14 protein-coding genes and 1 pseudogene are annotated in these 20,688 nt (G+C 64.3%); 7 read left to right on the top strand and 8 right to left on the bottom strand.

Annotated elements, in window-relative coordinates; genetic code table 11:
- The first annotated feature begins 169 nt into the window (after positions 1 to 169).
- Positions 170 to 989 (top strand): annotated as a pseudogene (locus HBF24_RS14935) (AMP nucleosidase).
- Positions 990 to 1,053: 64 nt separating this feature from the next.
- Here the strand turns inward: HBF24_RS14935 and HBF24_RS14930 are convergent.
- Positions 1,054 to 1,638 carry a GNAT family N-acetyltransferase gene (locus HBF24_RS14930; RefSeq protein ID WP_167174552.1) on the bottom strand — a complete coding sequence of 195 codons (585 nt, stop codon included), beginning with the start codon at positions 1,636 to 1,638 and terminating at the stop codon, positions 1,054 to 1,056.
- A 222-nt stretch (positions 1,639 to 1,860) separates the two neighbouring features.
- Between HBF24_RS14930 and HBF24_RS14925 the strand changes: the two genes are divergently transcribed.
- Both HBF24_RS14925 and HBF24_RS14920 read left to right on the top strand, forming a co-directional pair.
- Positions 1,861 to 4,788 carry a TonB-dependent receptor plug domain-containing protein gene (locus HBF24_RS14925; RefSeq protein ID WP_167174549.1) on the top strand — a complete coding sequence of 976 codons (2,928 nt, stop codon included), beginning with the start codon at positions 1,861 to 1,863 and terminating at the stop codon, positions 4,786 to 4,788.
- Positions 4,789 to 4,917: 129 nt separating this feature from the next.
- The gene (locus HBF24_RS14920) at positions 4,918 to 6,738 is read left to right on the top strand and encodes a tetratricopeptide repeat-containing sulfotransferase family protein (protein WP_167174546.1); all 1,821 of its coding nucleotides are present in this window, start codon (positions 4,918 to 4,920) and stop codon (positions 6,736 to 6,738) included.
- Here the strand turns inward: HBF24_RS14920 and HBF24_RS14915 are convergent.
- From HBF24_RS14915 to HBF24_RS14895, 5 genes are all read right to left on the bottom strand, one after another.
- Positions 6,723 to 8,300: a tetratricopeptide repeat-containing sulfotransferase family protein gene (locus tag HBF24_RS14915; protein WP_167174542.1), complete on the bottom strand. Its 1,578-nt coding sequence runs from the start codon at positions 8,298 to 8,300 to the stop codon at positions 6,723 to 6,725. The genes HBF24_RS14920 and HBF24_RS14915 overlap by 16 nt on opposite strands.
- A 71-nt stretch (positions 8,301 to 8,371) precedes the next feature.
- A complete protein-coding gene (locus tag HBF24_RS14910) occupies positions 8,372 to 8,770 on the bottom strand; it encodes a VOC family protein (RefSeq protein WP_167174539.1) in 399 nt (132 codons plus the stop codon).
- Positions 8,771 to 8,854: 84 nt separating this feature from the next.
- Positions 8,855 to 9,319, bottom strand: coding sequence for a thioredoxin family protein (locus HBF24_RS14905; protein ID WP_167174536.1), 465 nt, complete (start codon positions 9,317 to 9,319; stop codon positions 8,855 to 8,857).
- A gap of 124 nt (positions 9,320 to 9,443) precedes the next feature.
- Positions 9,444 to 10,367: a Grx4 family monothiol glutaredoxin gene (gene grxD, locus HBF24_RS14900; RefSeq protein WP_167174532.1), complete on the bottom strand. Its 924-nt coding sequence runs from the start codon at positions 10,365 to 10,367 to the stop codon at positions 9,444 to 9,446.
- A gap of 108 nt (positions 10,368 to 10,475) precedes the next feature.
- Positions 10,476 to 11,333 carry a UDP-2,3-diacylglucosamine diphosphatase gene (locus HBF24_RS14895; RefSeq protein ID WP_167174529.1) on the bottom strand — a complete coding sequence of 286 codons (858 nt, stop codon included), beginning with the start codon at positions 11,331 to 11,333 and terminating at the stop codon, positions 10,476 to 10,478.
- Positions 11,334 to 11,448: 115 nt separating this feature from the next.
- Between HBF24_RS14895 and HBF24_RS14890 the strand changes: the two genes are divergently transcribed.
- Complete coding sequence (locus HBF24_RS14890) at positions 11,449 to 11,976, top strand: DUF6438 domain-containing protein (protein ID WP_167174525.1); 528 nt, start codon at positions 11,449 to 11,451, stop codon at positions 11,974 to 11,976.
- Between the two features lie 17 nt (positions 11,977 to 11,993).
- Here the strand turns inward: HBF24_RS14890 and HBF24_RS14885 are convergent, their stop codons facing one another.
- Positions 11,994 to 12,617, bottom strand: a complete 624-nt coding sequence (locus HBF24_RS14885) for an SGNH/GDSL hydrolase family protein (protein WP_167174645.1) — start codon at positions 12,615 to 12,617, stop codon at positions 11,994 to 11,996.
- Between the two features lie 77 nt (positions 12,618 to 12,694).
- Positions 12,695 to 13,945, bottom strand: coding sequence for an aminotransferase class I/II-fold pyridoxal phosphate-dependent enzyme (locus HBF24_RS14880; protein WP_167174643.1), 1,251 nt, complete (start codon positions 13,943 to 13,945; stop codon positions 12,695 to 12,697).
- Positions 13,946 to 14,118: 173 nt separating this feature from the next.
- Here HBF24_RS14880 and rsgA point away from each other — a divergent pair, with 173 nt between their 5' ends.
- From rsgA to aceE, 3 genes are all read left to right on the top strand, one after another.
- A complete protein-coding gene (gene rsgA / locus HBF24_RS14875; protein ID WP_167174522.1) occupies positions 14,119 to 15,147 on the top strand; it encodes a ribosome small subunit-dependent GTPase A in 1,029 nt (342 codons plus the stop codon).
- 121 nt (positions 15,148 to 15,268) lie between these two features.
- A complete protein-coding gene (locus tag HBF24_RS14870; RefSeq protein WP_167174519.1) occupies positions 15,269 to 17,560 on the top strand; it encodes an NADP-dependent malic enzyme in 2,292 nt (763 codons plus the stop codon).
- 242 nt (positions 17,561 to 17,802) lie between these two features.
- The gene (aceE, locus tag HBF24_RS14865) at positions 17,803 to 20,499 is read left to right on the top strand and encodes a pyruvate dehydrogenase (acetyl-transferring), homodimeric type (RefSeq protein ID WP_167174516.1); all 2,697 of its coding nucleotides are present in this window, start codon (positions 17,803 to 17,805) and stop codon (positions 20,497 to 20,499) included.
- Positions 20,500 to 20,688 lie beyond the last annotated feature (189 nt).

Here is a 20,688-nt window from a genome sequence, read left to right as displayed (position 1 = left end):
GCGCGAGTGGCGCCCATTGTGCGAGGCGACGTTTGAAGCTCAAGCAAATTGCCGGATCACCAGCACTGGGACCGTCACGCAAGTGCGCGTAGAATGGAAATGATAAGCAAAGTGGCAATGTGCCGGAGTGGCGTCTCCGGCTTTTAGGTCAGGCAGGTGCCTGACCCTGATGGAAAGGACAACGCGTGAAAGACAAGAATGAGATCGTAGCCAATTGGCTGCCGCGCTATACCGGTACCCCGCTGGAAGATTTCGGCGACTACATCCTGCTGACCAACTTCGGTCACTACGTGGACCTGTTCGCCGAGTGGCACGGCGTTGAAGTGCAGGGCCGCGACCGGCCCATGCCCAACGCAACGGCCGACGGCATCACCCTGATCAATTTCGGGATGGGCAGCCCCAATGCTGCCACGGTGATGGACCTGCTCTCGGCCATCCGCCCCAAGGCGGCGCTGTTTCTGGGCAAATGCGGTGGGCTGAAGAAGAAGAACCAGATCGGTGATCTGGTGCTGCCGATTGCTGCCATTCGTGGCGAAGGCACCTCCAACGACTACCTGTTGCCCGAAGTGCCGGCGATGCCCGCCTTCCAGCTGCAGCGAGGTGTTTCAACCATGATCCGCGACCTGGGTCACGACTACTGGACCGGCACGGTGTACACCACCAACCGTCGCGTCTGGGAGCATGACGAGGACTTCAAGGATTACCTGCGTCAGACCCGTTCCATGGCCATCGACATGGAAACGGCAACCATTTTCTCGGCCGGCTTTGCCAACGCCATTCCCACGGGCGCGCTGCTGCTGGTCTCCGATCAGCCGATGATTCCGGAAGGCGTCAAGACTGAGGCCAGTGACAAGAAGGTCACCGAGAAGTATGTGCAGGCACATATCCAGATCGGCATTGAGGCGCTGAAGCTGGTGCGTCGGCATGGCCGTAGCGTCAAGCACCTGCGCTTTGAGGAAGACATCGAAGGCGGTGACGAAGACGATTGAACCGGCCGGTATCTGGTCACGACTGGACGACTTGAAAGGGCGCTGGGGTTTCCAGCGCCCTTTTTCATGTCGGCTGGCTGCCCGCGCGCCATTCTCGCCGCAACAAGCCGAACAGACGGGAATCGCTGACGATGCCGTCAACCTCCCAGCGTTCGCGCAGATAGCCTTCTTCGACGAATCCCAGTCGCTCGAGCACGCGTTGTGAGGCGTGATTGTCCGGATCAATGTCCGCTTCCAGTCGGCGCAGGTCCATGGCGCCGAAGGCATGGGTGACCACCGCTTGCATGGCTTCGGTGGCGTAGCCGTGGCCCCAGTGCGGACGCGCCAGACCATAGCCGACTTCCGCGCGGCGGCACCCCGGCTGAATGGCAAACAGCGCGCAGGTACCCAGCAGGGTATCCGGTGCCTCGCGAGATGAAATTACCCAACTGTAAGACTGTCCGGTCTGCGCACCTTGCCAGGCACGTTCAAGCCAGTCGTGCGCCTGCGTGAGCGACGTCCAGGGTGGGGTGCTCCAGTAGCGCATGACTTCTTGGTTTGCGTGCATTGCGAGCAATGCGGCCGCATCCGAGGGATGCGGGTTTCGCAGCCGCAACCGGGTACCGAAAAGCACGGGCGCCGGTTGGTGAGATGGGCATTGAGTAGGCATAAAGAGATGCTTCAGTTTGTTGACATAGCGTAAACGTTATGTCACACAGTCATAAATGCCTACGGTCGATTTCGCCGCCGACAGTCGCGGTGCATGGGATACCGCTGGCCTTCGAATCGTGTGTGTCCTTGCAGCGCTAGCGATGGGGTCGAGCGTTCACAGGGGGAAGTGAGCGAAATGGGCGAAAAGCAGCCTACATTCTGAAACGGAGGGTCACTCTAAATGAAATTCGGGGCCAACAAGCTTTCTTCATCGGTACGCCTTGCGTTGTCGCTGGGCGCAGTCATTGCCGTCGGCGCTTCCATGCCGGCGTTCGCGCAGGATAGCGGTACATCCAGCGACAGCAGCAGCCAGAAAAATCCGCAGAATATCCAGACGGTGGTGGTGACCGGTTCGCATATCCGCCGCGTCGACATGGAAACCTCCAACCCGGTGGTGACGCTCGATCGCGCGCAGATCCAGGCGACCGGCAAGACCACGCTGGGCGATCTGGTGCAGGACCTGCCGGCGGTGACCGGCGGTGTGACCAATCCGCAGGTCAACAATGGCGGTGGTGACGGTTCCTCCACCATTGGTCTGCGTGGTCTTGGCTCGCAGCGCACGCTGATCCTGGTCAATGGTCATCGCGTGATCAGCTCGGACGTCAACTCGATTCCGACCAACATGATCGAGCGTGTCGAAGTGCTGACCGACGGCGCCTCGTCCACCTACGGTTCAGACGCCATCGGCGGTGTGGTCAACTTTATCTTGCGCAAGGATTACAAGGGCGCCGAAATCACCACCACCTTCGGGCAGTCGCAGCGTGGTGACGGTACGCAGAAGGGTTACACCTTCACCTTCGGCCAGACCGGTGACAAGGGCTCGATCTTTGGTGGCTTGAGCTACAACAAGACCGATGCGGTCGAGCAGAGCCAGCGCGACTTCTCCAAGAATGCGATTTCCCTGTTTGGCTCCAGCCAGACGCCGATCTATTCGTATATCGGTGGCTCCTCGTTCCCGCCCAATCTGAACATCCAGCTGCCTGATTCGCTGGCGGCGCAGTACGGTTGCAGTCGTGTCGCTGCCAACGCCGGTGCCAGTGGCCAGAACGTGAACACTGACTATCACTGCTTCGGCAACAGCGACAAGTACAACTATGCCTCGGTGAACCTGTTGATGACGCCGCAGGAGCGCACCAGCTTCTTCGTCGATGCCGACTACAACATCGGTGACAACGTCACCGCGTACATGAACCTGTATCACACCAAGACCACCTCCTCATTCCAGATCGCTCCGGCGCTGCTGGGCTCGCTGTATGGAGCGGTGATCTCGGCCGATAGTTACTACAACCCGTTCGGCCAGGAGTTCTCCAGCAGTGGTCTGGACTACAGGGCGCGCCTGGAGTCGGTGGGCGATCGTGCCGCCAACTACGGCACCACAGTCGATCAGGGCAGCGCTGGCTTCAAGGGCAACTTCTCCCTGCTCGACCAGGACTGGGCCTGGGACGTGGGCATGGACTACGGCCACATCAGCCAGAATCTGGTGACGCTGGGTCTGCCCAATCAGACCATGATCAATGCCGACCTGGGTCCGTCGCACATGGATGCCAGCGGCAAGGTGGTCTGCGACAGTGGTGCCTCTGGCTGCACCCCGTTCAACCCGTTCGACCTGAGCGATCCGAACTCTGTGGCGGCGTTGCAGGCGGCCGCGGTGCCGGCCATCAGCAATCAGCTGGCCATCGAGCGCATCTACCGCGCCGAAGCCAACGGCGGCTTGATCAATCTGCCGGCCGGTACCGCGCAGCTGGCACTGGGCGTGTCCTATCGCAAGGAATACACCAATGCGATGGTCGACCCGTTGCTGAAGATCGACCCGACCACGGGCAACTGCACGTTGGGCAGCCAGTGCTCCTCGCCGCTGTCGGGTGGTTACAACGTCAAGGAGGCCTACGGCGAGCTGTTCGTGCCAGTGCTGGCCGACATGCCGGGCGTCTACTCGTTGAATGTCGATATCGGTGACCGCTATTCGAAGTTCAGCACCTTCGGCTCCACCAACAACACCAAGTTCGCGGTCGAGTATCGACCGATACAGAGCTTGCTGCTGCGCGGCACCGTGGCCGAGGTGTTCCGTGCGCCGACTATCTCCGACGTGTATGGTGCGCCGATCAGTGATGCCCCCAAGCTCAGTTCCGATCCGTGCGACGGCTATACCGGTGGCGGCAATCCGGCCTGCGTGGGCGTGCCCACCGATGGCAGTTTCACCAATACCGATGTGGCGTTGGGTCAGCAGATCAAGGGCATCCAGTCCGGTTCGCAGTATGCGAACTTCAACCTGGGTCCCGAGAGCGGCAAGTCGTTCGACTGGGGCCTGGTCTACTCGCCCAGCTGGGCACCGGGCCTGAGCGCGACGGTGGACTTCTGGAAGATCTATCTGAACAACACCGTCACCACGATTGGTGCACAGACGGTGCTCAATCAGTGCTATGCCGGGCAGACCGCCTTCTGTGGCCTGATCACACGTAACCCGGCCGGTTCAAACGATCCGGGTCAGATCACGCAGATCGTCGAGCCGACCGGCAACCTGGGCCGCACCGACGCGCAGGGTATCGACAGCTCGTTCCGCTATCGCGTGCCGGAATTTGGCTATGGCCACTTCACGCTTGGCCTGGATGCGACCTATCTGCAGCGTTATGACCAGCAGACCGCGCCGGGTCAGGACAGCAACGTGGTCTACCACGATGCCGGCCACTTCGAGACCTATGGTTCGGCGCAGGCGTCCACCTGTCCGAGCGGTGGTGGCGTGTGCCTGTTCCCGCGCTGGCGCGGCAAGGGCTTCGTCGACTGGCAGATGGGCAACTGGGTAGCCTCCTGGCGCATGCGTTACATCGGTGGCTTCCGCATGGGCTCCAAGTCGCCGACCCAGGATGTGCATCCGGCAGGTCCGTATCTGGATGGCATCTACTATGATTACGGCGCCACTGTGTACAACGATGTGCAGGTTGGCTACGAGATCAAGCCGATTCACACGCGCATCGACCTGGGCGTGAACAACGTTTTCGACAAGCAGCCGCCCATGCTGTACGCGAACAATTCGCTGAACGCCAATACCGATCCCAGCGACTTCGACATGCTGGGTCGCTACTACTGGGCGCGCCTGACCTTCAAGTTCTAAGGTGGGTCGTATCATCCATCCAGGGATGATGTAAGCCGAGGCCGCGCGGGTTCGCTCGCGCGGCCTTTTTCTTTTCCGTTGGTGCGCTCGCATAGGCGCACGACTCGCCACCACGTAAGCTTGCGCATCATGGCTGACGCTTCCGATCTCTCCCTTCTCGTGCAGGCCCTGCAACGCGGTGATACCGGTGCTGTCATCACGCGTGGGCAGGCCCTGCTGCAGGCGGAGCCCGACAATGACCAGGCCCGACTTCTGCTGGCCATCGCACTGCAGCAGAAGGGTGATGCCGATACGGCGCTGGAGTACTATGCCGAGCTGGCGCGGCGCCATCCGAATGACAGTGTGCACCAGGGCAATTACGCCACGGCGCTACGTCAGGCGGGTGATGCTCAGGCTGCCGAGGCGCACTATCGACTAGCGGTGGCGCTGGATGAGGGCAACGCCGCGCAATGGGCGAACTTGGGCGACCTGCTGGTCGAGCGACAGGCCTATGTCGAGGGGCGTGACGCCCTGTTGCGGGCACTATCCCTGGGCGATGACTCACCTGCCACGGTGATTCACGCTGCACGCGCCTGTTCGTTGTGCCGCGACTATCGTGCCGAGCAGCTGATCGCTGGCTGGCGCGAATGGCCACTGGATGATCCCGAACTCATATTCGAGCTGGCGGATCTGCACGTCACCCTCGGTGATGCGCACGCGGCGGCCGAGCTGCTGGAAGGCTTGCGCGCCACACATCCGGACGAGCTCAAGGTCAGTCTGCTGCTGGCCAGCGTGCACGAGCGCATGAATCATCGCGAGCAGGCCAGTGACCTGCTTGATGAAATCAAGCGCACCTATCCCGAGCTGGACCCCGTTGCCGCCAATGAGTGGGCTCACCAGCGCGCCACGTTGGCACTTCGTGCACGCGACGTCGATACGGCTCGCCAGCGGTTGCAGGCTTTGCAGCCACGCCACGAGTTTGATTACGGGCACTATTTCACCTTGGCGGAGGCCTGCGACAAGAGTGATGATCGTGCCGGTGCCATGGCCGCTCTGGAGAAGGCGCATGCGCTGCAGATGGGCGAGTTCCGGCTGGCCGTGCCGCATCGTTTCGAACCGGAAGCACCTGTACTTCCGGCGGCGGTGGCTCGCGTCAGTCGCGCTCAGATGATGGCCTGGCCTCGGCTGACCTCACCGACCGCGGCCGAGTCACCGGTGTTCATTGTCGGCTTTCCGCGGTCGGGCACCACGCTTCTGGAACAGATGCTCGATGCGCACCCGCATTTTCAGTCGATGGACGAGCGCCCGTTCTTCAATGCGCTGGCCGACCTGCTGGCCGACCATGGTTTGAAGGTCCCGGAGGAGATGGCCCGCCTGCAGCAGGCCGACTGTGACGAGCTGCGCCGCGCCTATGCGGACATGGTCGCCGGCAAGATCTCGCGCCGACCCGACAAGCAGCTGGTCGACAAGAATCCGTTGAACATGTTGTGGCTGCCGCTGATTTGCCGGCTGTTTCCCGACGCGCGTTTCATCCTTGCTTTGCGTCATCCCTGCGATGTGCTGCTGAGCAACTATATGCAGAATTTTCGTTCGGCGGTGCTAGCCATGGCCTGCGCCGACATGGCGCAGCTGGCGCGCGCCTATGTGCAGGCCTTTGAGTGCTGGCAGCACCATGTGCAGGTATTCATGCCGCAGGTGTTCGTCTCGCGCTACGAGGAGTTGGTGGCCGATCCTGTGCATCAAACCCGGCGCCTGGCGGCCTTTCTGGGTCTGGACGATGCCGGCCCGATGCTGGATTTTGATCGCCATGCACGCGACAAGGGTTATATCGCCACACCCAGCTACGCCCAGGTCATCGAGCCGGTGAATACGCGGGGCATGAATCGCTGGCATCGCTACCGCGAGGCGCTGGCACCGGCCTTGCCAATCCTGCAGCCGCTGCTCGATTACTGGGGTTATTCGGCCGACTGAGCACCCACGCGGCGTAATGCTTCACGTAGCCGGTCCAGGCGAGCGCCGTAGCGATCGGCCCAGGTGCGGCCGCGCTCGATCGGGCGTCGAACCTGGGTGGCGCTGGGCGAGCGTACCGTTCCAGCGTGTGTGTGCGGTTGCAGACAGGCTGCCTCGAAGGGCAGGTCACAGGCCTCAAGCAGGGCGCGCACGCTGGCCTCGGGGGCATCAAGCAGCGCTTCGTGATCGTGGATGTAGACCCTGTCCGGTGCGCGTTCGCGCCAACGTTCGAGCCGTGTCCGGCAAACGTGCCAGTAGCTGGCCAGGTCGTCGAAGCGGTGCGCATAGTCGTTGTTATTCAGGTGCTGACGATAGACCGAAAAACAGGTTTCCAGCGCATCGCGCTGACAGCCGACAATGTGTGCGCCAGGTAGCATGGCGTTGATGGCGCCAATGTAGATCCAGTTGTTGGGCAGCTTGTCGATGTGCCGACTTGCCTGCAGTCGCCAGCGCGCCGTGCGCGTGAGGTAATTCTGGCCCAGGCGCTGCCAGTCCTTTGGCTGCATGTCGCTTACCCAGTGCGGGAATGGCTTGCCGCGGCGACGCGACTCTTCACCCAATACCTGGGGCAGGTCGGATAATTCGCCGGCGCTGCCGGCCTGCGAGTGTGTGGCCAGAATCTGCTCGGTCAGTGTTGAACCCGAGCGCGGTAGGCCCACGACGAAGATCACTTCGCGACCCTGCGCGTCGGGTGCCTGCGCTACCTTGCCGGCGAACGCGGCGTCCACCATTGCCAGACCCTGCGCAAAGCCGTCCGCCGACCAGGTTTGGGTACGCGCGGCCTCGGCGTGAGCCTGCTGCAGTGCCGACATGGCTTCATCCAGTCGGTCAAATTGGTCCAGCGCCGCCGCCAGTGCCATGCCGATAGCGATGCGATCGTGCGCCGCCAATTGGCCACGCAGCAGCGAACTCATGCGCTCGATGTCGTCAGCCTCGAACGCGTTCTGGCGCAAGTCGGCCAAGCCCCACCATGCCATGCCTGTCTGCGGATAGCGGGAAAGTACATCGCGATACACCGACCGCGCCTCATCGGTGCGATCCTGGGTACGCAACATGTCAGCCAGCAGGGCTTGAGCATGCACATGACCAGGCGCGCGTCGCACCGTCTCACGCAAGGCCTCAATGGCTTCTTCGTGACGTACGGCGCGTGTCAGGATCACCCCCAGGTTGTACCAGGCATCGACCTGGTTGGCGTCCAGGGCAATGGCCTTGCGCAAGCTGGTGATGGCGGCATCGAAATCGCCGGCGTGCCCCAGCTGCGAGCCTAGCGTGTTGTGATACAGCGCATCGTCGGGACGTTGCGCGACAGCCTGACGCATCATCGCAATGGCGTCGCGATGGCGGCCATTGGCGCTGAGGGTGCCGGCGGTCAGCCGCTGCACTTCCGGATGCTGGCGGGCCTGTGTCGACAGGGCCGCCAGACGCTGGCTTGCCAGATCGGCGCGCCCTGCCTCCAGAGCCTGTCCGGCCTGAACCAGTTGCTGGATGTCAGGAGAACTCAAGCCGGCGAGGCGAGGGTGCATGGCAAGCTTTCGTTAGGCTGCGAATGGGAAGTGACCACTATAACGCGTGTCGATCAGTCGTCCCCGGTCGCTCAGCGTGTCTCGTACAACTCCAGCGGCGTACCGTCGGGGTCGGCGAAGAAGGTGAAGCGGGCTTCGGTGAGCGGGTCGATGCGGATGGATTCGAAGTCGATGCCCTGGGCAGCCAGTGCCGCGCAGGTGGCGTCCAGGTCATCCACGGCGAAGGCCAGATGGCGCAGGCCACAGGCTTCCGGGCGGCTGGGGCGTGGTGGCGGGTTGGGGAAGGAAAACAGCTCCAGCTGGGTGCCATCGGCGAGCGCCAGGTCCAGTTTCCAGGAATCGCGCGCCTCGCGATAGGTTTCGGCAATGACGCGAAGGCCGAGGATCGGCCCCAGTTGCTCGACGTAGAACTGTCGCGAGCACGCGTAGTCGGAGCCGATCAGGGCCACGTGATGCAGTCGTGCCGTCATGGGCAATGGCCTGTTCCGAAAGGGAAATGAAAAAGGGCGCGATCATCGCGCCCTTTTCGGGTGTGACTGAAACGCCTTCAACACTTAGCCGGCGTGGCTGTCCTTGATGGCCTTTTCGAAGAAGCCGTACACGCCCTGGTCGCTCATGTGGCGCGCGTTGGCCAGCTGGCCGGCCTTGGTCGAAAACATCACCTTGCCCTGCGGCGAGACGATCACCGCGGCCGGGATGCCGCCCTTGATCGGGTTGCCGAAGCGCTTGGCGATATTGGTGTTGTGGTCGAACTGGCCCACGTCGATCTTGACGATGTTGAAGTGGCGAGCCAGCAGCTTGGCGTTCTTGCCATGCTTGACGCTCTTGGCCAGCGCGCGGCAATCCGGGCACCAGTTGGCACCGAAGAACAGCAGCACCGGCTTGTGATTGACCTTAGCCTCGCTGAGCGCGTGGGCTACCTCGGCCTTGGCGTCGGCCTTGGTGTTGTAGGGCATGTCCTTGGCCAGCACCGGTGCAGCGGCAAGCAGCAGGGCGGCGATCAGCAGCAGTCGTTTCATGGTGGCTCTCATGGAAGCTAGTAACGGTGGGCGGCGCCATGGCCGTACCCACCTGTCTTATCACGCCGGCGATGTGACCGACCAGTGACGATCGGTCATGCCCTCATGGGGAAGCGTCATGGGCTCAGTAACGCGGCACGCTGGTATCGACTTCGCTGGCCCAGGCATCGATGCCGCCTTCGACGTTGTAGATATCGGTAAAGCCGTGCGCGGCAAAACGCTCGGCGACGCCGCGGCTGGAGACGCCGTGGTGGCACATGAAGGCGATGGCGGTGTCCTTGGGCAGTGCGGCCAGCGCCTCGTAGCCTTCCTCTTCCAGCACGCGTGCGCCAGGCACCGGGGCGGCTTGGGCGCGGCCGTCGGCGGGGCGCACGTCGACCAGCATCACCGAACCTTCGCCCAGGCGCTGCTTGAGCTCGCTGACGGTCAGCGACTTGACCTCGGTCGCGCCCGGGAACTTCAGGCTCAGGCCCGCGCCCTGCATGGTCTCGACCCAGTCGATGACGATGCCCTTGGCGCGCTGGGCGCTGCCCGGGTCGAAATGCACCTCGATGCCGTTGGCCACCACCACGATGTCGTGCGGCTCGGCCGGGGCCAGCTGGAAGCCGGCACTGTGGTCCGGGCCGATGCTCAGGTGCAGCGCCACGCCCTGGGCGCCGGCGGTGCCTTCGCGGATGGCCTCGGCGGCCTTGTCGGTGATGGTGATTTCCGGCGGCGTGCGGTCCGGCGCGGCCACGCCGAACAGGGCGTGCAGCTCGCCGCTGCCGTACATCTGCTTGATGATGTCGGCGCCACCGACCAGCTCTTTTTCCACGTACAGCTGCGGAATGGTCGGCCAGGAGCCGAACACCTTGATGCCTTCACGGATCTCCGGGTCTTCCAGCACGTTGACGGTGTGGAACTGGCTGACGACATCGCCCAGCGCGCTGACGGCGGCGGCGGAGAAGCCGCACATGGGCTGCTGGCGATCGCCCTTCATGAACAGCACCACTCGGTGCGAATCGAGCAGGCCTTCGATGCGTTCGCGGGTGGCAGGATCAAGGGACATGGAACAACTCCGGCAAAAAAAGGGGAAACTGGCTGGTCGCCAAGTGTACTCCCCCTCCAGATGCCGTCGCCGCGGCAAAACTCAATAGCTGCCGGCGTGGTGCTAGCCTCAGGCGGCGTGGCGCAGGCGTGACAGGTCGCGGCGCATGGCGCTTAGCGGCGCCAGGGCCAGCCCCGTATCGGCCGAGGGCAGCACGGTTTCACGGCTGGCCCGGCCCAGTTGCGCCGGGCGTTCGGACCAGTGCATCAGTTCCATGGCGCCGGCATGGTCCTCGACCAGCGCGGTGCAGTGCTCGACCCAGTCGCCGTCGTTCAGGTAGACGATGCCGTCTTCGTGGCGCACCTGGCCGAAATGGATATGGCCGCAGATATGGCCGTCGTAGCCGCCCTCACGGGTGGCGGCGATGACGCGATCTTCGTAGGCGCGGATGTAATCCAGCGCACGACGCACATGCGATTTGATGATGATCGACAGCGGCAGGTAGGGCATCGACAGGCGGCCACGCACCGCGTGCACGCGGCGGTTGGTCCAGCAGATCAGCCGGTGCGCGGCCTCGCCCAGCCACAGCAGCCAGCCACGGCCGACCTGCTCGGGGTCGTACTCATCGCCGTGGCTGACGCGGTAGCGCCGCCCGTCGGCGCCGGTGTGCACGGCATCCAAGCGGATATCGACACCACCGATGGACTGCCCGGCCATGCCGCGTAGCGGTGCATCGTGGTTGCCGGGAATATAGGTGACGCGGGTGCCGCGCGCGGCCAGATCGAGAATCTCGGCGATCACGGCACTGTGGCTTTCGTGCCACCAGCGGCGCCGCGACAGCGCCTGCATGTCGATGATGTCGCCGACCAGATACAGGTGCTCGCACTCGACCTTGCGCAGAAAGTCGAGCAGGTAGGCGGCCTTGCAGTCGGGCGTGCCCAAGTGCACGTCGGAAATGAAGGCGCTGCGGTAACGAAGCGTGGCCACGGCTGTGTCTCCCCGGTCGGAATTCTCCGCTCGGGAGGCAAGTATCCAGCGCCGCGCTGACGGCGATGTGGCGCTTACGTTGCAGTGCGGTTGCGCGCGGCCTAGGGTGGCGCCTGTGCGGAAGCGTTCCCTGGGAGAGACGCAGATGGCGATTCGAGGCTGGATGTTGGGCTTGTGTGCGGCGCTGCCGATGGGTGCGGCCAGTGCGGCGACGCCGCCAACGCGGTCACCGGACATGGTGTTGCGCATCGAGCGTGGACCGTGTTTTGGCGCTTGCCCGGAGTATTCGGTCACCGTGTTGGGCGATGGCTCGGTCACGTTCATCGGCCACCGGCATGTGGCCAGCATGGGCGTACACAAGCGGCAGATGGCACCGGCCGACTACGCGCGCCTGGTCAAGGCGGTGGACGGCATGGATATCTACGCGCTGGACGAGAATTACGCGGTCAAAGCCACCGACCAGCCGACCAGCTACATCACCGTGATCGGCCCCAAGGGCGCCAAGCGGATTCGCCACTACGGCGCCGGTTGCGGCCCCGAGGGCGGTGCCGCGCCGGGCCCGGACAACGCGCCGCCGGCCCTATGCCGTTTCGAGCGCCTGCTCGAATCGTTGAGCGGTGTCAGTGACTGGGTGGGATCGTGAGGCGGCGCGGCCGGCCGTCAGTGGCCTGACAGCACGCGGCGCGCGGTCGGTTCGATCACGCGCATCCAGCGTGTGTATTGCGCCGCTGATGGGTGCAGACCATCGGCGGCCAGCATGTCCGGTGCGTCGCCGGCCTCGCGCGAAACCGGGGTGATGTCCACCCAGTGCGCACCGGCCGCGCGCACGGCCTTGGCGGCGATGGCGTTGTAGGCGTCCAGCTCGTGCCCGATCTGCGCTGGGCCGCGCGCATCCTTGTGTCCGAACGCGGTGACGCCCCAGTCGGGAATCGACACCACCACCACATGCGAGGGCTTGCCGCCGGCCAGCGCGATGGCCCGTTCCAATAGCTGCTTGAACGGACCGTCGTAGGCTTCCGGCGGACGGCCGCGGTACTGGTCGTTGACGCCAATCAGCAGTGTGACCAGGTCATAGCCGGGCTGAAGATGCGCCGCGTCCATGCCCGCTTCCAGTTCGTCGGTGGTCCATCCGGTGACGGCGACGATGCGCGGCTCGGCCATATCAACGCCGTCGCCGCGCAGGGCCTTTGCCAGCTGCATCGGCCAGCGGCCGTCTTCGGCCACGCCTTCGCCGATGGTGTAGGAGTCGCCCAGGGCCAGATAGGTTTTTTCGTGTGCGTGCATGGCACCAGCATAACCGGCCGTGGCCAGCATCAGCAGGCCAAGACCGGCAACCAGGCACCATGCGCGATGCATGCGCTTCAGGCCAGGGCGGCCGATTGCGGCGGCACGCGCTCGATCATGCGCATCAGCACCGCATCCATCTTCGCGACCACCCCACCCAGCACCGCCGGTTCCGGCAGCAGGGTCAGGCGCAGATGCCGGCTGTGTTCGACGTTGAAGCTGGAGCCGGGCACCAGCAGGATGCCCGCTTCCTCCAGCAGGCGCAGCGCGAAGGCGCTGTCGTCGAAGTCGGGGAACAGCTCATCGCGTACCTGCGGGAAGGCGTACAGCGCGCCACTGGGGGACACCAGTGACAGCGTCTGGGCGCCGGCCACGCCATCGACCACGGCGCGACGCGCTTCATACAGGCGGCCGCCGGGGGCAACCAGGGCACCGATGGTGTCCGGGCCCTCCAGCGCTGGCTTGATGGCCCATTGCGCGGTCACATTGGCGCAAAGGCGCAGGGCGGCCAGCAACTGCAGCGCGTCGCGGTAGGCGGCAATGTCGCGTTGTGGGCCGGAAAGGCTCATCCAGCCGACCCGATAACCACAGGCGCGATGCACCTTGGACAGACCGCTGAAACTCAAGGTCGGCACCTCGCCGGCCAGCGGCGCCAGTGGCTGGAAGCGGGCCTGGTCGTAGGTGATCTGGTCGTAGATTTCATCGCACAGCAGCATCAGGCCGTGCCGTGCCGCCAGCGCCACCACTTGCTCCAGCAGCGCGCGTGGATACACCGCGCCGGTGGGGTTGTTCGGGTTGATCAGCACGATGGCGCGCGTGCGCGGGCCGATCAGCGCTTCCATTTCCTCGACATCGGGCAGATGGCCGTTCTCGGCCAGGCAGCGGTAGTAGCGCGGCCGGCCGCTGTTCAAGATGGTGGCCGCGCTCCACAACGGGTAATCGGGGCTGGGCAACAGCACCTCGTCGCCAGGATCGAGCAGCGCGCGTAGGGCAATGTCGATCAGTTCGCTGACGCCGTTGCCGATGAAGACCCGATCAATATCGGCCAGCGCCACACCGCGGGCGGCCTGCTGCGCGGCAATCGCCGCGCGGGCTTCCTCGATGCCTTGTTCCTGGCAATAGGCCTCGCTTTGCGGCAAGTGTGCATCCACCGCCTGCACCAGGTGGTCGGGGGCGCGAAAGCCGAACCGGCCCGGGTTGCCGATGTTCAGATGCAATACCGGATGGCCGGCCGCTTCCAGCTCGCGTGCGCGGCGCGCCAGTGTGCCGCGGATTTCGTAGCGCACATCAGCCAGGTGCGCGCTGGGCGTGGTGCAGGCATGGGTCATGATGGTGGTACGGGCCTTGGGTTGGACGCTTTGGGGCATGCTAGCAGTGCGCGCGCGTACGGTGCGAGGCATGCGACAGACCGTGTTATGACGATTCGGGGGCAGGCATAATCGGCGCCCATGACTGTTATCTCGCCCCCTTCCGTCTTCGCCCGCCTGCATGTGGCCGCCTCATGAGTGATCAGACCCGGCTCGAGCGCCTGCGCCATATCGGTTGGCGCGGTGACCTGCCCGAGGTGCCCGTGGCGCGCGTGGTGGCCCAGCACCGCGCCGGTTACGAGGTCCATGATGGTGACCAAGTGCTGGCGGCGCAGCCGGCCGGCGAGTTCCTGAAGCGCGGGCTGGACCCATCCTTGCGCCCGTCGGTCGGTGATTTCGTGGAGCTGGAGCCGGGCCATCCGCCGACCATTGTGCGTGTGCTGCCGCGGCGCTCGGCGCTGACCCGCGCCGCGGCCGGCGAGCGCTACGAGCGCCAGATCATCGCCACCAACGTCGATGCCGTGCTGGTACTGACCGGCCTGGACAACGATTTCAACCCGCGCCGCATCGAGCGCTACCTGTCGTTGGTGGAAGGCTCCGGCGCGCAGCCGGTGGTGGTGCTGACCAAGGCCGACAAGGGCGATGGCATCGACCCACGCGTCGATGCCTTGCGCGAACGCTTGCCCGACACCGCGCCCATTCTGGCCGTGAACGCCAAGGATGCGGCCAGCGTCGCCGAGCTGCACGGCTATCTGGGGCCGGGCGACACCGCGGTGCTGGTGGGCTCCTCGGGCGTGGGCAAATCCACGCTGACCAACACGCTGCTCGGCGAGATGCGCATGGCCACCGGCGCGGTGCGCGGTCACGACAGCCGCGGTCGCCACACCACCACGCACCGCGCCCTGTTGCGCCTGCCCAGCGGTGGCTGCCTGATCGATACACCCGGCATGCGCGAGCTCAAGCTGACCGGCGAGGAGCAGTTGGACCTGTTCGCCGATATCGAGGCACTGGCAGCCGAGTGCCGCTTCAGCGACTGCCGTCACGGCCAGGAACCCGGCTGCGCGGTGCAGGAGGCCATGGCCGCTGGCACGCTGACGCGCGAGCGCTGGGAGAGTTATCTCAAGCTCAAGCTTGAACGGGCCGAGCAGGCCGCCGCCGAAGAAGCCCGTGCACGACGCGTCGAGCGTCGCGGCCGGCCCAGCCCGCGCGGGCGGCGGCGCTAAGTCATTCCCGGGTAGCCAAACGCGTGCCGTACCGGTGCGTAGGGCGTCTTGCGGTGACGCCCGGTGCTACCATCATCGCCATTGGGCATAAGCCGCCAGTCACACGAAGTAGCGCTCATCCATGTCGACCATTCCCGAGGAACTCAAGCAGGCTGCGCTGGACTATCACCGCTATCCGCAGCCGGGCAAGATCAAGGTCTCATCCACCAAGCCGGTGCTGACCCAGCGCGAGCTGTCGCTGGCCTATTCACCGGGGGTGGCGGCGGCCTGCGAGGCTATCGTCGAGGACCCGTCGGCGGCCGCCGAAATGACCGCGCGCCAGAACCTGGTGGCGGTCATTTCCAACGGCACCGCCGTGCTGGGCCTGGGCAACATCGGTCCGCTGGCCGGCAAGCCGGTGATGGAAGGCAAGGGCGTGCTGTTCCAGAAGTTCGCCGGCATCGATGTGTTCGATATCGAGATCGACGAAACCGATCCGGACAAATTGGTCGACATCATCGCCTCGCTGGAACCGACCTTCGGCGGCATCAATCTGGAAGACATCAAGGCGCCCGAGTGCTTCATCGTCGAGCAGAAGCTGCGCGAGCGCATGAACATTCCAGTGTTCCACGATGACCAGCACGGCACCGCGATCATTGTCGGTGCGGCAGTGATCAACGCCTTGCACGTGGCCGGCAAGCGCATCGAGGACGTGAAGCTGGCCACCGCCGGCTGCGGCGCGGCCGGCATCGCCTGTCTGGACATGCTGGTGGCGCTGGGCTTGAAGCCGGAGAACATCCTCGGTCTTGATCGCGATGGCGTGCTGCACACAGGGCGCGACGATCTGGACCCGGGCAAGCAGCGCTATGCGCGCGATACCGACAAGCGCACGCTGGCCGAGATTGTCGAAGGCGCGGATGTCTTCCTGGGCCTGTCGGCGGCCGGCATCGTCGATGCCGAGATGGTGCGCTCGATGGCCGAGCGCCCGATCATCCTGGCGCTGGCCAATCCAACGCCGGAAATTCTGCCGGAGCTGGCACGCGAAGTGCGCCCGGACTGCATCATCGCCACCGGCCGTTCGGACTACCCGAATCAGGTCAACAACGCGCTGTGCTTTCCCTACATCTTCCGTGGCGCGCTGGATGTGGGCGCCACTGGCATCAACGAGGCCATGAAAGTGGCCTGCGTGCACGCCATTGCCGAGCTGGCCCGGCGCGAGGCTTCGGATGTCTCGGCCAAGGCCTATGGCGGCAAGGTGCCGCATTTCGGCGCTGACTACCTGATTCCGCAGCCGTTCGATCCGCGCCTGTTCGTGCAGCTGCCGCCCGCGGTGGCCAAGGCGGCCATGGAGTCGGGCGTGGCCACGCGCCCCATGGAAGATCTGCGCGCTTACGAAGAGCGGCTGACCAATTTCGTCTATCGCACTGGTCTGCTGATGAAGCCGGTGTTCGACCGTGCCAAGGCCGACCCACGCCGCGTGGTCTACGCCGAGGGTGAAGAGGAAGTGGTGCTGCGTGCGGTGCAGACGGTGGTCGACGAAGGTCTGGCGCGGCCGATCCTGATCGGCCGTCCGGATGTGATTGCCAGCCGCATCGAGCGTGCCGGCCTGCGTCTGGAGGAAGGCCGCGACTTCGAGCTGTGCAACATCCACTCCGATCCGCGCTTTGACGATTACTGGCAGCACTATCACCAGATCATGCAGCGCCGTGGTGTGACGCCGTCGCTGGCCAAGGCGGTGGTGCGCACGCGTTCGGCGGCGATCGCGGCGATCATGGTCGAGCGCGGCGAGGCCGATGCCATGATCTGCGGCCTGGTCGGTCAGTACCACAAGAAGCTCAAATACATCACCGACATCATTGGCCTGGACAAGGGTGTGGACAAACCTTCGGCGATGGCTGCGGTGGCCACTGACAAGGGCGCATTCTTCTTCCTGGATACCTACGTGCAGGACAATCCCTGCGCCGAGCAGTTGGCCGAGGCGACCATGCAGGCGGCGTTGCGCCTGAAGCTGTTTGGCATCGAGCCGCGCGTGGCGCTGCTGTCGCATTCGAACTTCGGCAGCCGCGACACCGCCAGCACGCAGAAGATGCGCGATGCCCTGCAACTGCTGCGTGAGCGCGCGCCGCGGCTGGAAGTGGAGGGCGAGATGCAGGCCGACGTGGCCATGGACGAGGACATCCGCACGCGGCTGTTCCCCAATTCCATGCTGTCGGGCAAGGCCAATGTGTTCGTGTTCCCGAACCTGGACGCGGCCAATATCGCCTACAACATGACGCGCGTGATGTGCGATGGCGTGGTGATCGGTCCTATCCTGATGGGTGTGGCCAAGCCGGCGCACGTGCTGACCCCGCAGGCCACTTCGCGCCGGGTGGTCAACATGAGCGCGATTGCCTGTGTCGAGGCGCAGATCCGCAGCGCCGTCACGCGCGGCTGATCAAAAAGCGTAACGGTCGCCGCCGGTCCTTTCAGGGGGCGGCGGCTCGACTTTGGTATGCACTGGCCTGGCGTATGCAGGCCAAGGACATGGGTCTTCTGGCATGGGTTATCCACATCCACCGGGACCATGCGATACACTTCCCCTTCTGCGCTAACCGGTTATAGCGCCCACGCATCCTATTGATGCTGCTTCGGAATATGAGTGCGGGTCGACGTGATAAGGGCCTGCGGGAGAAAGGCATGAATGTAATGCAGGATATTCTCGATCAGGATCTCGACCCCACCGAGACCAAAGAATGGATCGAGTCGCTCAATGCAGTGATCAATGCCGATGGTGCCGAACGTGCGCACTATCTGCTCGATCGCATGGTCGACGCCACCCGCCGCGCCGGTGGCTACCTGCCGTTTGATCCGACCACCGAATACGTCAACACGATTCCGGCGCACATGGAGGCCAAGAGCCCCGGTGATGCCGCCATCGAATGGCGTATCCGTTCGCTGATCCGCTGGAATGCGATGGCCACCGTGGTGCGCGCCAACCGCAAGCCGGGCGACCTGGGCGGTCACATCGCCAGTTTCGCCTCCAGCGCCACGCTGTATGACGTGGGCTTCAACCACTTCTGGCGTGCGCCGAGCGAAGAGCACCCGGGCGATCTGGTGTTCTTCCAGGGCCATTCCAGCCCGGGCATCTACGCGCGCTCGTTCCTGGAAGGCCGCCTCAGCGCCGACCAGCTGGACCTGTTCCGCATGGAAGTGGCCGGCAAGGGCCAGGGCCTGTCCTCGTATCCGCATCCGTGGCTGATGCCCAACTACTGGCAGGTGCCGACGGTATCGATGGGTCTGGGTCCGATCCAGGCCATCTACCAGGCGCAGTTCTGGAAGTACCTGGAGCATCGCGGCCTGATCCCGAAGACCGATCGCAAGATCTGGTGCTTCATGGGCGACGGCGAAACCGACGAGCCGGAAAGCCTGGGTGCCATCGCGCTGGCCGGCCGTGAAAAGCTGGACAATCTGGTCTTCGTGATCAACTGCAACCTGCAGCGCCTGGACGGTCCGGTGCGCGGCAACGGCAAGATCATCCAGGAACTGGAAGGCGTGTTCCGTGGTGGCGGCTGGAACGTGCTCAAGCTGATCTGGGGCAGCTACTGGGATCCGCTTCTGGCGCGCGACACCAAGGGCACGCTGCGCAAGCTGATGATGGAAACGCTGGACGGCGAATACCAGGCCTGCAAGGCCTTCGGTGGCGCCTACGTGCGTGAAAACTTCTTCGGCAAGTACCCGGAAACCAAGGAGATGGTGGCCAACCTCTCCGACGACGACATCTGGCGCCTGAACCGTGGCGGCCACGATCCGCACAAGGTGTACGCGGCTTACCATCAGGCCACGCAGACCGAGGGCATGCCGACGGTGATCCTGGCCAAGACGGTCAAGGGCTACGGCATGGGCGCGGCCGGCGAATCGCAGAACCCGACCCACCAGCAGAAGAAGCTCGACGACGACGCCGTGCGCGCCTTCCGCGACCGCTTCAACATTCCGCTGGACGACGACCAGATCAAGGATGTGCCGTACTACCACCCGGGCGAAGATTCCGAGGAAGTGCAGTACATGCGCGAGCGCCGCGAAGCCCTCAACGGCTCGCTGCCGAAGCGCCGCGCCAAGGCCTCCAAGACCTTCACCGCGCCGGGCCTGGATGCCTTCAAGCAGATCACCAAGGGTTCGGGCGATCGCGAGATCAGCACCACCATGGCGTTCGTGCGTGGCATGAACATGCTGCTGCGCGACAAGGACATCGGTCCGCGCGTGGTGCCCATCGTCGCCGACGAGGCCCGCACCTTCGGCATGGAAGGCATGTTCCGCCAGATCGGTATCTATGCGCCGGAAGGCCAGAAGTACCGTCCGCAGGATGCCGACCAGCTGTTGTACTACCGCGAAGACCAGAAGGGTCAGGTGCTGCAGGAAGGCATCTCCGAAGCCGGCGGCATGAGCGCCTGGCTGGCAGCGGCCACCAGCTACTCGGTGTCCGACACGCCGATGCTGCCGTTCTTCGTGTACTACTCGATGTTCGGCTTCCAGCGCGTTGGCGACCTGGCCTGGGCGGCCGGTGATTCGCGTGCCCGTGGCTTCCTGATTGGCGGTACCTCCGGTCGCACCACGCTCAACGGCGAGGGTCTGCAGCACGAGGATGGTCACAGCCACCTGCTGGCCGGTGCCGTCCCCAACTGCAAGGCCTATGATCCGACCTTCTCCTACGAAGTCGCCGTGATCCTGCAGGACGGCACGCGCCGCATGCTGGCCGAGCAGGAGGACGTGTACTACTACATCACCGTGATGAACGAGAACTACAGCCATCCGGATATGCCGGAAGGTTGCGAGGACGGCATCATCCGCGGCATGTACCAGTTCAAGGATGCCGGCAAGCCGAAGAAGGGCGAGAAGCGCGTGCAGCTGCTGGGTTCGGGCACCATCCTGCGCGAAGTCATCGCCGCGGCCGAGCTGCTGGAGAACGACTTTGGCGTCAAGGCCGACATCTGGTCGTGCCCGAGCTTTGTCGAGCTGCGTCGTGATGGCTTCGATGTCGAGCGCTGGAACCGCCTGCACCCGACCGAGAAGAATCCGCGCAAGGCTTACGTCACCGAGTGCCTGGAAGGCCAGGCCGGTCCGGCCATTGCCGCTACCGACTACGTGCGCGAGTACGCCGACCAGATCCGTGCCTTCATGCCCGAGGGCATGAACTACACGGTGCTGGGTACCGACGGCTTCGGTCGCAGCGATACCCGCGCTCATCTGCGTGAGTTCTTCGAGGTCGACCGCCACTGGATCGCCCATGCCGCCCTGGCCGCGCTGGCCAAGCGTGGTGAGGTCGAAGGCAAGGTGGTGGCCGAGGCCATCGAGAAGTATCAGCTGGACATCAACAAGCCCAACCCTGAATCGGTGTAAGCACCGCGCAAAGGGTCAAGCTAAAAGAAAAAGGGGCCGCGCGGCCCCTTTTTCTTGCGCGTGTTTCAGGCGCCGACCCTGATCGGCGTCAAAAGTTGGAAAACCGCCCATTTGCCCGCCGCCTTGGTCGTGGCATGCTCGACCGATGCCGTGCGTACGTCGTCCCGGTGCGCCGGCAGGAAGGAGAGC

Origin of the sequence: Oleiagrimonas sp. C23AA (assembly GCF_011759385.1) — a bacterium.
Classification (GTDB): Bacteria; Pseudomonadota; Gammaproteobacteria; order Xanthomonadales; family Rhodanobacteraceae; genus Oleiagrimonas.
Note: the sequence above shows the minus strand (reverse complement) of the source record. Positions and strands in the feature narration are given on the sequence as shown.